The 12890-nt window shown below is 67.9% G+C and carries 9 protein-coding genes and 2 rRNA genes (1 of these 11 running past the window's edge); 2 read left to right on the forward strand and 9 right to left on the reverse strand.

Translation table 11 applies throughout. The features are described 5' to 3' along the window. Together OG302_RS22565 and rrf are read left to right on the forward strand one after the other, a co-directional pair. Positions 1 to 1889, forward strand: a 23S ribosomal RNA gene (locus OG302_RS22565) (it extends 1237 nt beyond the left edge of the window). Positions 1890 to 1980: 91 nt separating this feature from the next. After that, positions 1981 to 2097: ribosomal RNA gene (gene rrf / locus OG302_RS22570) — 5S ribosomal RNA — on the forward strand. Between the two features lie 99 nt (positions 2098 to 2196). Here rrf and OG302_RS22575 read toward each other — a convergent pair. The 9 genes from OG302_RS22575 to OG302_RS22615 all read right to left on the reverse strand — a co-directional run bounded on the left by OG302_RS22575 (position 2197) and on the right by OG302_RS22615 (position 12775). After that, complete coding sequence (locus OG302_RS22575; RefSeq protein WP_371528427.1) at positions 2197 to 2868, reverse strand: response regulator; 672 nt, start codon at positions 2866 to 2868, stop codon at positions 2197 to 2199. Next, entirely contained in the window at positions 2865 to 4172 is a 1308-nt protein-coding gene (locus tag OG302_RS22580; RefSeq protein ID WP_371528428.1) for a sensor histidine kinase, read from the reverse strand. Before OG302_RS22580 ends, OG302_RS22575 begins: the two co-directional genes overlap by 4 nt. Positions 4173 to 4197: 25 nt before the next feature. Then, the gene (locus tag OG302_RS22585) at positions 4198 to 4986 is read right to left on the reverse strand and encodes an ABC transporter permease (RefSeq protein ID WP_371528429.1); all 789 of its coding nucleotides are present in this window, start codon (positions 4984 to 4986) and stop codon (positions 4198 to 4200) included. Continuing rightward, positions 4983 to 5924: an ATP-binding cassette domain-containing protein gene (locus OG302_RS22590; protein WP_371528430.1), complete on the reverse strand. Its 942-nt coding sequence runs from the start codon at positions 5922 to 5924 to the stop codon at positions 4983 to 4985. The genes OG302_RS22585 and OG302_RS22590 overlap by 4 nt, the downstream gene beginning before the upstream one ends. A gap of 120 nt (positions 5925 to 6044) precedes the next feature. After that, positions 6045 to 7616 (reverse strand): type IV secretory system conjugative DNA transfer family protein, encoded by a 1572-nt coding sequence (locus OG302_RS22595; RefSeq protein ID WP_371528431.1) that lies wholly within the window; start codon positions 7614 to 7616, stop codon positions 6045 to 6047. A gap of 3 nt (positions 7617 to 7619) precedes the next feature. Beyond that, positions 7620 to 9041: an ATP-binding protein gene (locus OG302_RS22600; protein ID WP_371528432.1), complete on the reverse strand. Its 1422-nt coding sequence runs from the start codon at positions 9039 to 9041 to the stop codon at positions 7620 to 7622. A gap of 17 nt (positions 9042 to 9058) precedes the next feature. Then, positions 9059 to 10618, reverse strand: a complete 1560-nt coding sequence (locus tag OG302_RS22605; protein WP_371528433.1) for an SCO6880 family protein — start codon at positions 10616 to 10618, stop codon at positions 9059 to 9061. Next, positions 10615 to 11943 carry a hypothetical protein gene (locus OG302_RS22610; protein ID WP_371528434.1) on the reverse strand — a complete coding sequence of 443 codons (1329 nt, stop codon included), beginning with the start codon at positions 11941 to 11943 and terminating at the stop codon, positions 10615 to 10617. Before OG302_RS22610 ends, OG302_RS22605 begins: the two co-directional genes overlap by 4 nt. Next, positions 11933 to 12775, reverse strand: coding sequence for a hypothetical protein (locus OG302_RS22615; protein WP_371528435.1), 843 nt, complete (start codon positions 12773 to 12775; stop codon positions 11933 to 11935). Before OG302_RS22615 ends, OG302_RS22610 begins: the two co-directional genes overlap by 11 nt. Positions 12776 to 12890: the final 115 nt, after the last annotated feature.

The raw sequence follows: 12890 nt of genomic DNA on the forward strand, positions 1-12890 counted from the left end.
AGCGGGGCTCAAGCGTACCGCCGAAGTCGTGTCATTGCAGTAATAAGCCCCAACGGGTGCTGTGATGGGTAGGGGAGCGTCGTGTGCCGGGTGAAGCTGCAGCGGAAGCTAGTGGTGGACGGTTCACGAGTGAGAATGCAGGCATGAGTAGCGATACATACGTGAGAAACGTGTGCGCCGATTGACTAAGGGTTCCTGGGTCAAGCTGATCTGCCCAGGGTAAGTCGGGACCTAAGGCGAGGCCGACAGGCGTAGTCGATGGATAACCGGTTGATATTCCGGTACCCGCTGTGAAGCGTCAAACATCGAGCCCATTGATGCTAAGGCCGTGAAGCCGTCCTGGAGCCTTCGGGCAAAGGGAAGTGGTGGAGCCGCCGGTCCAAGGTGGTAGTAGGTGAGTGATGGGGTGACGCAGGAAGGTAGTCCAGCCCGGGCGGTGGTAGTCCCGGGGTAAGGGTGTAGGGCGTGTGATAGGTAAATCCGTCACGCATTAAGCCTGAGACCTGATGCCGAGCCGATTGTGGTGAAGTGGATGATCCTATGCTGTCGAGAAAAGCCTCTAGCGAGTTTCATGGCGGCCCGTACCCTAAACCGACTCAGGTGGTCAGGTAGAGAATACCGAGGCGTTCGGGTGAACTATGGTTAAGGAACTCGGCAAAATGCCCCCGTAACTTCGGGAGAAGGGGGGCCATCACCGGTGATCGGATTTACTCCGTGAGCTGGGGGTGGCCGCAGAGACCAGCGAGAAGCGACTGTTTACTAAAAACACAGGTCCGTGCGAAGCCGTAAGGCGATGTATACGGACTGACGCCTGCCCGGTGCTGGAACGTTAAGGGGACCGGTTAGTGCACTTTCGGGTGTGCGAAGCTGAGAACTTAAGCGCCAGTAAACGGCGGTGGTAACTATAACCATCCTAAGGTAGCGAAATTCCTTGTCGGGTAAGTTCCGACCTGCACGAATGGCGTAACGACTTCTCGACTGTCTCAACCATAGGCCCGGTGAAATTGCACTACGAGTAAAGATGCTCGTTTCGCGCAGCAGGACGGAAAGACCCCGGGACCTTTACTACAGTTTGATATTGGTGTTCGGTTCGGCTTGTGTAGGATAGGTGGGAGACTTTGAAGCGGGCACGCCAGTGTTCGTGGAGTCAACGTTGAAATACCACTCTGGTCGTGCTGGATGTCTAACCTGGGTCCGTGATCCGGATCAGGGACAGTGTCTGATGGGTAGTTTAACTGGGGCGGTTGCCTCCCAAAGAGTAACGGAGGCGCCCAAAGGTTCCCTCAGCCTGGTTGGTAATCAGGTGTTGAGTGTAAGTGCACAAGGGAGCTTGACTGTGAGACCGACGGGTCGAGCAGGGACGAAAGTCGGGACTAGTGATCCGGCGGTGGCTTGTGGAAGCGCCGTCGCTCAACGGATAAAAGGTACCCCGGGGATAACAGGCTGATCTTCCCCAAGAGTCCATATCGACGGGATGGTTTGGCACCTCGATGTCGGCTCGTCGCATCCTGGGGCTGGAGTCGGTCCCAAGGGTTGGGCTGTTCGCCCATTAAAGCGGTACGCGAGCTGGGTTTAGAACGTCGTGAGACAGTTCGGTCCCTATCCGCTGTGCGCGTAGGAATATTGAGAAGGGCTGTCCCTAGTACGAGAGGACCGGGACGGACGAACCTCTGGTGTGCCAGTTGTCCTGCCAAGGGCATGGCTGGTTGGCTACGTTCGGAAAGGATAACCGCTGAAAGCATCTAAGCGGGAAGCCTGCTTCGAGATGAGTATTCCCACCCCCTTTGAGGGGTTAAGGCTCCCAGTAGACGACTGGGTTGATAGGCCAGATCTGGAAGCCCGGTAACGGGTGGAGGTGACTGGTACTAATAGGCCGAGGGCTTGTCCTCAGTTGCTCGCGTCCACTGTGTTGGTTCTGAAACCACGAACAACCCCGTATGTCGGGCCACGACTACGGTGCGGTTGACAGTTTCATAGTGTTTCGGTGGTCATAGCGTGAGGGAAACGCCCGGTTACATTCCGAACCCGGAAGCTAAGCCTCACAGCGCCGATGGTACTGCAGGGGGGACCCTGTGGGAGAGTAGGACGCCGCCGAACTATTATTAACGGGAAACCCCCGCACCCTCTGGGTGCGGGGGTTTCCTGCGTTTAGGGTGCCTTTCCCGCGAGCAATTGGCCTGATGCCCGCAAAGGCAATTACTCCGGCCTCACCAATTTCGTGTCGTACGCCAGAATGACCGCCTGCACCCGGTCCCTCGCCCCCGTCTTCGCGAGGATGCGACCCACATGCGTTTTCACCGTCGACTCCGCGAGGTGCAGACGACCCGCGATCTCCGCGTTCGTCCAGCCCTGCCCGATGACCGTCAGGATTTCCCGCTCCCGATCCGTCAGCGAGGCCAGGCGTGGGTCCCGGTGAGGTGCGGTGTCGTCGCCGGAATGTGCCGGCAGGCGGTCGGCATACGCGTCGAGCAGGCGGCGGGTCAGGCTCGGGGCGACGACTGCGTCTCCCGTGGCGACCGCGCGGATGCCGGAGAGGAGCTCCTCCGGCAGCGCGTCCTTGATGAGGAACCCCGAGGCTCCTGCGCGCAGGCCCGCGTACGCGTACTCGTCGAGGTCGAACGTGGTGAGGATCAGGACGCGGGTGCGGTCGCCCGCCGCCACGATGCGGCGGGTGGCCTCGATGCCGTCGAGGCCCGGCATGCGGATGTCCATCAGGGCGACGTCCGGGTGGAGTTCGGCCGTCATGCGGACGGCTTCGCTGCCGTTGCCCGCCTCGCCCACCACCTTCATGTCGTCCTGGCTCTCCAGGAGCATGCGGAAGCCGAAGCGTTGCATCGGCTGGTCGTCGACGATGAGGACTGTGGTCACTGGGCGGGTTCCTTGGGGAGGCGGAGTTCGACGTGCCAGCCGACCTGCGGGTGCGGGAGCGGGCCTGCCTCAAGTGTCCCGCCGTACAAGGCCGTTCGCTCGCGCATTCCCGTGAGACCGCGACCGGAGGACGTGAGGCCCCGACCGGGGGACGTGAGACCGCGGCCGGAGGACCCGAAGCGGCTGCCGCCCACTCCCGTGTCCGTCACTCTCACCCGCACCCCGTCATCGCCGTACGTGACCTCCACGGTGGCCGTCGCCCCCGGGCCCCCGTGCTTGAGCGTGTTCGTGAGGGCCTCCTGCACCACGCGGTAGAGCGTGAGCTGACGGCCCGCCGGGAGGGAGTCCGGGTGGCCGTGCACCGTGCTGCGTACCGGAAGGCCCGCGGCCCGTACCCCGTCGATGAGTTGGTCCAGGTCGGTGAGCGACGGCTGGGGAGCGAGGGCGGCGGTCTCGGGGGCCTCCTCCCGCAGGACGTCCAGGAGCCGGCGCAGCTCCGTCAGGGCCTGGCGGCTGGTGGCGCCGATGGCCGTGAGGGCCTGGGCGGCGCGCTCCGGGGACTTGGCGGCGGCGTACGAGCCGCCGTCCGCGAGGGTCGTGATGACCGAGAGATTGTGGCCGATGATGTCGTGCATCTCCCGGGCGATACGCGTGCGTTCGGCATTGGTGGCCAGCTGTGCCTGCTGGTCGCGTTCGACTTCGAGCTGCTTGGCGCGCTGCACGAGCGAGGCCATGTACTCCTGGCGGGTGCGGAACGCGATGCCCATCAGGGCGACGATCGCGAAGCTCATCATCGTCGGGATCACCTGCTGGTCCCAGCCGCCCTGCGGATGGCGGAGGTGGCCGACCACGAGCGGCACCGCGAGCAGTCCGTACGACCAGGCCAGTGTGCGTGCGGGCAGCCGCGTCGCGATGTTGAAGAGGACGACGAGCAGGATGAGCGAGGCCTGGAGCATCGCGCCGGTCCAGTTGTTGACCAGCATCGCCAGGACCATGACGCCGTAGACGGCCAGGGGGTGGCGGCGGCGCCACAGGAGCGGCACCGAGAAGGCCAGCGTCATCGTGCCGATGATCCAGAGGTCGACCTTGTCGTTCGGCGCGATGTTGCGCCAGCCGCCGGACCAGACGTCGATGGAGTTGACGACCACGAAGAACCCGGTGAGCAGGAGGTCCCAGACCAGCGGTCGCCGCCGGTCGAAGGCGCGCACCCACTGGACGCCGCGCTCGACATACCGGGTCAGCGGCTGGGCGCCCGCGGTCCAGTCGTGGTCCGGGGCGCCCTGGGGGGAGTTCCGAGGGGTCACGGATTCATCCTCGTACGCCCCACGCTCATACGTCGCGTCGCTTCAGGAGGTAGGCCGCTGCCGCGAGGGATGCCACCGCCCACGCGCACAGCGCCACGAGCCCCGCGCCGGGGGAGAGTTCGCCGGATGTCGTGTGCAGGGCGGCGAGGGACTCGGCTGCCGGGAGCGGGAAGTAGTCCAGGAGGTCCTGCACGGTGTCGTTCGGGATCATCGTGGCGAGCTGCGGCAGGAGGATCAGGCCCCCGACGTACGCGCCGATCGCCCCCGGAATGCTGCGCAGGGCCGAGCCGAGGCCGAGCACGATGACGCCGATGAGGGTGGTCCCGGCGGCGGATCCGGCGAGTGCGCGCGCGATGCCGGGGTCGCCGAGTGACGCCTCCAGGTCCGTGCCCCCGAGGAACATCTGGGCCAGCGGGAACGCGAGGTAGTTGGTGACCAGGAGCGTTCCGAGCGCCACCGTGGTGAACACGGCGGCCTTGGACCAGAGCACCGGCAGCCGGCGCGGCACCGCGGTCATCGTGGCCCGCACCATGCCCGTCGAGTACTCGCCCGCGGTGATCAGGATGGCGAGGACCGCGATCGAGACCTGGCCGATCTGGGTGCCGAGCAGGGCGTAGGTGACCGGGTCGATCTCCTCACCGGGGCTGGACGTGTAGGTGGCGCCGAGGATCATGCCGAGGATGACGGTGCAGACGCTCGCCACGCCGAGCATGATCCAGGTGGAGCGGAGCGTCCACAGCTTGTGCCACTCGGAGCGGAGGATTCCGCGGGAGGTCAGGCGGTAGGGGGCGGGAACGGCGGTCGCGGTGCTCATGCCGCTGCTCCTTCCGGCACTCCTGCGGACGGGGCCACCGACGCGACGTACTCGACCGAGTCCCGCGTCAGGTCCATGAAGGCCTGCTCCAAGGAAGCGGTGTGCGGGGTCAGTTCGAAGACGGGGATGCCGTGCTGCGCCGCCGTGCGGCCGATGTGTTCACCGTCCGTGCCGCGTACGTCGAGGACGCCCGGCTCGTCACTCGTGATCTGTACGCCGGGTGCGGCGAGCAGCTCGCCGAGGAGGCCCGCCTCGGGGGTGACGACCTTGACGGAGCCGGTGCCGGACTCGCGTACGAACTGCTCGACCGTCGTGTCCGCGAGGAGCCTGCCGCGGCCGATGATGATCAGGTGCTCCGCGGTCAGTGCCATTTCGCTCATGAGGTGCGAGGAGACCAGGATCGTACGGCCCTCTGCGGCAAGGGACTTGAGGAGGTTGCGGATCCACAGGACGCCCTCGGGGTCGAGGCCGTTGACCGGTTCGTCGAGGATGACCGCGGCCGGGTCGCCGAGGAGCGCGGCGGCGATGCCGAGGCGCTGGCCCATGCCGAGCGAGAAGCCCTTCACGCGCTTGCGGGCCACCTCGTGGATGCCCACGAGGTCCAGGACCTCCTCGACGCGGCGGCGCGGGATGCCGTGCGTGTGGGCCAGGGCCATCAGGTGGTGGAAGGCGGTGCGGCCCGGGTGCACGGACCGCGCTTCGAGGAGCGCGCCCACCTCGTGCAGGGGCGCGGTGTGCGTCGCGTACGTCCGGTCGCCGATGGTGGAGCGCCCACGGGTCGGGGCGTCCAGGCCGAGGAGCATGCGCATGGTGGTCGACTTGCCCGCGCCGTTGGGGCCGAGGAAGCCGGTGACCGTGCCGGGGTGGACGGTGAAGCTCAGGTCCTCCACGACGGTCTTCTCGCCGTAGCGCTTGGTGAGTTCGTATGCCCGAATCATGCTTCTGATGCTGGTGTCCGCGGGGGCGCGGGGCGTCGGACCAGGGGCGGGACGTGGGCGGGTGCGGGTAGTACCGGGGTAGGACGGTGACCCTGAGGGGTGCCGGTCGGCGTCGGTGGCTCAGCCGGGGAGTTCCGCGTGCGGCCAGCGGGTGCGGGCCTGTTCGCGGGAGCGGAGGAGGGCCAGGGTGGGCAGGCCGCGGTCCGCGCCGGTGGACAGGAGCTCCGGGAGCTGGGGGAGCGGGGCCACGGCGGCCACGTCGTCGAGGACCAGCGTCATTGGTGGGTCGAGCCGACCGGAGGATGACCGTTCGGCCATGCGCCGGCCGTGCTCGACCACGCTTGAGGCGAGTGCCGTGAGGAGGGGCATCGCGCCCGGCCCCTTGGGCGATTTGGGGTCCTCGATGGCTTCACCCACCACAAAAAGCGTGCCCCCTTCATCGATGAAGGAATCCAGTGTGAGGGCATCGGTTCGGTTGGGGGTGCAGGATTCCCGTACGTTCAGGGTGAAGAGGGAGGAGAGCGCGCGTGCGGTCAACTCCTGCGCCATGTCGCGGCGTTCCGGGTACGCCGTGAGCGCGGCCTCCAGTTCGCCCGCGGCCCCCGATGAGGCCTTCTGGTGGGTGCGGAGGATCCGTACGGCGTCCTGGACCCCTGTTCCCTGGGCCCAGCGGTGTACGTGCTTGACGGGGCGGCCGTCCACCGCTGCCGCGTGCAGGAAGCTGCGCAGGAGGGTCTCCGCGGTGTCGGCGACGCTGCTGTCCAGTCTGGCGCTCGGTCTTATGGCGGCCAGCAGGGCGGTGGCTCGCTGCGCGGCCATCGCCTTGTCCCCGCAGTCGCTGGTGGGCGACCAGTGCATCCTGGCCGGGGTGTCGCAGAGGTGTGAGGGGTCGTAGACGAGGACCGGGCCGAGCTTCGCGCGGGCGTCCTTGGTCTCTTCCCACAGGGTGGGGTCCGAGGTGAGGACCAGGGCCGCGCCCTCGGCGTCTCTGATGGCCTCGGCCGCCAGGGGTCTACGGGTTTCCCGGGGGCCCAGCACCAAGGGCGTACGGGGGGTGGGGACGGCGGCCTTCGCGAAGCTCGGCGGCGGCTCCGCGGAGGGTTCCCCGGCGGGAGCGGGAGCGGATACGAGGGTGCTCGCCTCCACGGGAGCGGGCTCGGGAGGCGGGGCGGCGTTGTCCACCACGGGAGCCGGAGCAGCAGGCGCGGGAGCCGGGGCGGCCAGAGGCGCCTGCTCCCGCGCCTGCTGCTCCGGCTGCTGCTGCCCCCGCTCCTGTTCCCGGCCCTGCTGCGGCAGACGCCGGGCCCTGCGCACCGCCCGCCACCGCGTGACCGTCCCCATGACGAAGATGGTCAGGACGACAAGCACCATCAGCTGCCCGATCAGCAGCCCCCAGAACAGCCCGTACCCCGTGAGCTGGGAGGCCGGGGTGGCCGGCCACGCGCCCGCGATGTCGTGCGGCTGCTGGACCAGGTGCCGCATCGCCACCGGCGTATTGCCGAAGGTGACGTGGTCGGGCCAGGAGCCGTGCGAGAACAGACCCGCGAGGCCCGTCGCCGACCACACGAGAACGGTCAGGCCGAGCACGAAGGCGAGGCCGCCCACGAGGAGACCGTCGGGGATGCCTCGCTCCCGTGACTCGCGGCGCCCGCCCCGCTCGCGGTACTCGGGCTCAGGGCCCCGGTATCCCATCGCTCATGCCACCCCGGAACGCGACGACGAAGGACCGTTCATCTGCTGCTCCATGTAGGCCGCCCGCTCCTCCGCCTCCAGCTCGGCCGCCCGCAGCGCGTCGTCTCCGACCAGTTGGTCCGCCGACGATTCCGTCATGGCGCGGTCGGTGAAGACCAGAGGGCGTTCGGTCTCCGTGATCAGGTGTTTGACCACCTGGACGTTGCCGTTCACATCCCAGACCGCGATGCCGGGCGTGAGGGTCGGGATGATCTCCACGGCCCACCGGGGCAGTCCGAGTACCCGGCCCGTCGCTCTGGCCTCGTCCGCCTTCTGGGCGTAGATGGTCCTCGTGGAGGCCATCTTGAGGATCGCGGCGGCTTCCTTGGCCGCCGCGCCGTCCACGACGTCGCTCAGGTGGTGGACGACGGCCACGAAGGACAGGCCGAGCCGTCGGCCGAACTTGAGCAGCCGCTGGAAGAGCTGCGCCACGAAGGGCGAGTTGATGATGTGCCAGGCCTCTTCCACCAGGAAGATGCGCTTCTTGCGGTCCGGCCTGATCCACGTGTGTTCGAGCCAGACGCCCACGATCGCCATCAGGATCGGCATCGCGATCGAGTTGCGGTCGATGTGCGAGAGGTCGAAGACGATCAGGGGCGCGTCGAGGTCGATGCCCACCGTCGTCGGGCCGTCGAACATGCCCCGCAGGTCACCGTCGACCAGGCGGTCCAGGACCAGCGCGACGTCCAGACCCCACGCCCGTACGTCGTCTATGGCGACGTTCATGGCTTCGGCCGATTCCGGCTCCGGGTGGCGCAGCTGCTCCACGATGTCCGTGAGGACCGGCTGGCGCTCCACGATCGTCTCGTTCACGTACGCGTGGGCGACCTTGAGCGCGAAGCCCGAGCGCTCGTCGAGGCCGTGGCCCATCGCGACCTCGATGATCGTCCGGAGCAGCGCGAGCTGGCCCGTCGTGGTGATCGCGGGGTCGAGGGGGTTGAGGCGGATGCCCATGTCCAGGGCGGCGGTCGGGTCGAGCCGGATGGGGGTTATCCCCAGCTCCTGGGCGATGAGGTTCCATTCGCCCACCCCGTCCTCGCCCTGTGCGTCGAGGACGACGACCTGGCGGTCCTTGAAGCGCAGCTGCCGCAGGACGTACGTCTTCTCCAGGGCCGACTTGCCGTTGCCCGACTCGCCGAGCACCAGCCAGTGGGGGGCCGGGAGCTGCTGGCCGTAGAGCTGGAAGGGGTCGTAGATGTATCCCTTGCCGGAGTACACCTCGCGCCCGATGATCACGCCCGAGTCGCCGAGGCCGGGGGCGGCCGTCGGCAGATAGACGGCCTGGGCCTGCCCCGTCGACGTACGCACGGGGAGCCTGGTCGTCTCGACCTTCCCGAAGAGGAAGGACGTGAAGGCATCGGTGAGGATGGTCAGCGGATCCCGCATGTTGGCAGCCCTCGCCTCTAGCGTCGGATGCCGGTCGCGAACGGCAGCGTATTGACGAAGGCCCTGTGGTGCTCGCGGTCGCACCACTCCAGCTTCAGATACGACTTCCCGGCCGAGGCCCGGATGGTGCGCTTGTCGCGGGCGAGGGCTTCGGGGGAACGGGACGAGACGGTGATGTAACCGACGAGGTTGACGCCGGCCGCGCCGCTCGCGAGGTCCTCACCGCGCTGGTCCAGACGGGAGTTCGATGCGATGTCACGCGGGTCGACCGTGCGGTTCAGCTTGGCCTGGCGGCTCGCCTCCGCCTCGTCGTTCGTCTTCTCCGTCAGCATGCGCTCGATGGCGACCTCGGTGGGTTCGAGGTCCATGGTCACCGCGACCGTGCGGATCACGTCCGGGGTGTGGACGAGCAGCGGGGCGAGGAAGTTGACGCCGACGGGGGTCATCGGCCACTCCTTCACCCAGGCCGTGGCATGGCACCAGGGGGCGCGGGTGGAGGACTCGCGGGTCTTGGCCTGGAGGTAGGTGGGCTCCATGGCGTCGAGCTCGGCGGGCCAGGCGTTGCGCTTCGTCATCGCCTGGATGTGGTCGATGGGGTGGTCCGGGTCGTACATCGAGTGCACGAGCGAGGAGAGGCGGCCCTGCCCGAGCGGCTGCCGTACGCGGATGTCCGCTTCCTGGAGCCGCGAGCAGATGTCGGTCAGCTCGCGCGCCATGACGACCGCGAGCCCGGCGTCCTTGTCGAGCTTCCGGCCGCCGTGCGGACGGCTGGCGCGGGCCATGGCCTGGGCCTCGCCGGCCAGCTCGCGGGAGTAGTGCATGCAGGCCACGAGGTACGCGCGGTGCTGCTCGCTGCTGGTGGAGACCATCGACTGGAGCTGCTCGTACGACTGCTGCAGCCAGGGCAGGGCCCGGTCGTCGCCTCGTACGCTGACGTCCTTGGCGTGGGCGTCCGGGTCGGCCGGGAGGGTGCGCGCCAGCATCTGGAGCCGCGTCACGAACCCGTCGCCGTTCGCGACGTGCTTGAGCAGCGTCCCGAACCGGTCGACGAGCGCCTCCTGGTCCTCGGAGTCGCGGAGCCCGACGCCGGGACCCTCGATCTCGATGGCGGCGGTGACGGTCCGGCGGTCGGCGTGCAGCAGCACGGCGATCTCGTCGGGACCGAAGGGCGCGGCCAGCCAGTTGATGCGGCCGATCCCGGGCGGCGGGCCGACCTCGATCTCCCTGCCGTCCAGGTGGACGCCCGCCTCGGGGGTGGCGGAGCGGTAGGCGGTGCCGCGCTTCAGGGAGCGCTTGTAGCTGCGGTTGATCTCGAACCACTTGTAGAACGTGCGGCCCTTGTAGGGGACGTAGACCGCGGCGATCGCCAGCATGGGGAAGCCCATGAGGAGCACGATGCGCAAGGAGAGGACGGGGACGAGGAGCCCGCACATCATCCCGATGAAGGCTCCGACGATGATCAGCGCGATCTCACCGGTCTCCCGGTTCTTGCCGACGATCGCGTTCGGCCGCGCACGGCCGATCAGATATGTGCGGCGGGGCGCGACCGGATGGGACACGTGGGACTGGGTGGTCATGAACGCCCTTCACCTCCCGAGCGATTGGTGCCTGTGGAGCCATTTCCTGAGCCGCGGTTGCGCGCGTGCGGAGTGCTGGTCGCGCTGCCCCGGGGCGGGGGTGCGGCGGAGGGGACGGATCCGCCGCCGTTCGATGAACCGCCGCCTCCGCTGGGGCGGCTGCTGTGGGCGGCGACGCCGCCGCTGGCCGGGTTGGCGGGCCGCGGCTGACTGCTGCCGCCGCCACGGGAGCTGTGGGTCTTGATGCCCTGGGAGACGAGGGAAGCGGGGGAGGTGATGACGGCCGCGGCGCGGCTCTCGGCACCCTGGGAGATGCGGTTGTTCCGGGAGTTGGCGATCTCGTCGCCGAAGCCGGGGACGAAGCGGTAGATCATGGCGCTCGCGAAGATGGCGAGCAGGATGATCGAGAGGCCGGAGACGACCGCCGAGAAGGCGTCGGGTCCGTCGTCGGCGGACAGCGCCCCGGCGAGGCCGAGGACGATGGCGATGATCGGTTTCACCAGGATCACCGCGATCATGATCCCCGCCCAGCGGCGGACGTGCGTCCACAGGTTCTTGTCGACGAGGCCCGCGTACACGACGGTGCCGAGCAGGGCGCCCACGTAGAGCAGGGCGGCCCGGAGGACGAGCTCGAGCCAGAGGACGCCGGCCGCGAGGATCGACACGAGGGAGACGACGATCAGCATGATCGGGCCGCCGCCGATGCCGTCACCCTTCTTCAGGGCGCTGGAGAACGTCCCGAAGAAGTTGTCCGTCTGGCCACCGGTCGCCTTCGCGATGACGTCCGTCACGCCGTCGGCCGCCGAGACGACCGTGTAGAGGATCAGCGGCGTGAAGGCGGAGGCGAGGACCGTCAGCCACAGGAACCCGATGGCTTCGGAGAGCGCGGTGGTGAGGGGGACGCCTCGCACTGCGCGTTTGGCGACGGCGAGCAGCCAGAGGAGCAGGGTCAGGATGGACGACGCGGCGAAGACGACCGCGTACTGCTTGAGGAAGCTGGGGTTCGTGAAGTCGACCTCGGCGGTCTTCTTCACGGCTTCGGAGAGCTTGTCGACGGTCCAGGACGCGGCTTCCGCGCAGCCCTTTGCCAGGGAGGAGAGGGGGTCGGCGGTGGGGTCCAGGGGGGCATCGGTGGGGTACTTGCCTTCGCTGCCGCCGCCTCCGCCGCTTTCGCCTTTTTCGCAGTATTTTTTGGCGGGGCCGTGGATCAGGTCGCAGGGGTCGTCTTCCGGTGCGGCAAAGGCGCGCGTTGCGAAGAGCACCGCTGTGGTCTGCACGGCAGCGACGGCAGCAGCGAGCTTGCTTACGTGACGGCTACCGGGCATAGGTGAACCCTCCGTACCCTTCGACTGCCTTGCTGATCTCGTCAGATCCGGAGGCGCGGTCGTCGCCCGGGACAGGGGACGGACCTTCCTTCTGGGAGTGCGTGACGGCCTTCCAGTCGTCGCCCGTCCATCCCAGCTTCATGGTCATGGTGAACCAGCTGTTGGTCACGGGCTTGGTGGACCGCTCACCGGCCAGGCCGAGCAGGCCGCTGCACCAGACCTCCACCGTCGCTTTGTTGCCCGCGTAGCTGGTGACCTTGGTTCCGATCGGGACCGTGCGCGAGACGAACTGGTAGCCCTTCGGGGTCGTGCTGTCCGCGTTCAGGCCCACGCTCTTGAAGAAGGCAGCTGTGTACGCCTTGTCGAGCCGTGTCTTGAACGTGTTCACGCTGGACGGCGCCATGACCACCTGGAGGATGCTGTCCCGCTTGGCCTTGTTGAACATGTCCGCCGAGCCAAGCGCCACCGCATAGTTCGCGGCAGCGGACTGCGCCCCCTGCTCGCTCTTCGCGAACCCGGAGGGGATCCCCGATGTCTTGCCGTCCACCGGCTTCGTGCCGGAGGCGGCGGTGGGGCCCGCCCCCGCCTTCTTCCCGCCACTGTCCCCCGCAGAGGACTCGTCCCCGCTGTCGCCGCGGTTGGCGAAGGCGATGGCCGCGATGAGCAGCACCACCACACCGACCACCGTCACGAGGCTCCGTGACGAAGAACGGCTGGATCTGCGCCCTCCTCCGTACCCGTCCTGGCCGCCCCCCTCACCCTCGGGGAGCCGCGTCCGGGTCTCGCCCGAGCCGCCGTAGAGGCCGTCGTTCCGCTCGTTGCCGAGACTCATGCCGCGTACGCCCCCTCAACCTCTCGGTGAACCGCCACGTACGACGGTAGCCGTGCTGGTTCCCGCGCGGGCGCGGTGTGGTGACTCGACATCAGGGAGTTGCAACCTCAGCCGG

Origin of the sequence: Streptomyces sp. NBC_01283, from assembly GCF_041435335.1 — a bacterium.
Classification (GTDB): Bacteria; Actinomycetota; Actinomycetes; order Streptomycetales; family Streptomycetaceae; genus Streptomyces.

Bases quoted from the DNA above. Each gene is read 5' to 3' on its own strand.
- OG302_RS22610 (WP_371528434.1), bottom strand. From the start codon at position 11,943: ATGCCCGGTAGCCGTCACGTAAGCAAGCTCGCTGCTGCCGTCGCTGCC.
- OG302_RS22605 (WP_371528433.1), bottom strand. From the start codon at position 10,618: ATGACCACCCAGTCCCACGTGTCCCATCCGGTCGCGCCCCGCCGCACA.
- OG302_RS22615 (WP_371528435.1), bottom strand. From the start codon at position 12,775: ATGAGTCTCGGCAACGAGCGGAACGACGGCCTCTACGGCGGCTCGGGC.
- OG302_RS22600 (WP_371528432.1), bottom strand. From the start codon at position 9,041: ATGCGGGATCCGCTGACCATCCTCACCGATGCCTTCACGTCCTTCCTC.
- OG302_RS22585 (WP_371528429.1), bottom strand. From the start codon at position 4,986: ATGAGCACCGCGACCGCCGTTCCCGCCCCCTACCGCCTGACCTCCCGC.
- OG302_RS22590 (WP_371528430.1), bottom strand. From the start codon at position 5,924: ATGATTCGGGCATACGAACTCACCAAGCGCTACGGCGAGAAGACCGTC.
- OG302_RS22595 (WP_371528431.1), bottom strand. From the start codon at position 7,616: ATGGGATACCGGGGCCCTGAGCCCGAGTACCGCGAGCGGGGCGGGCGC.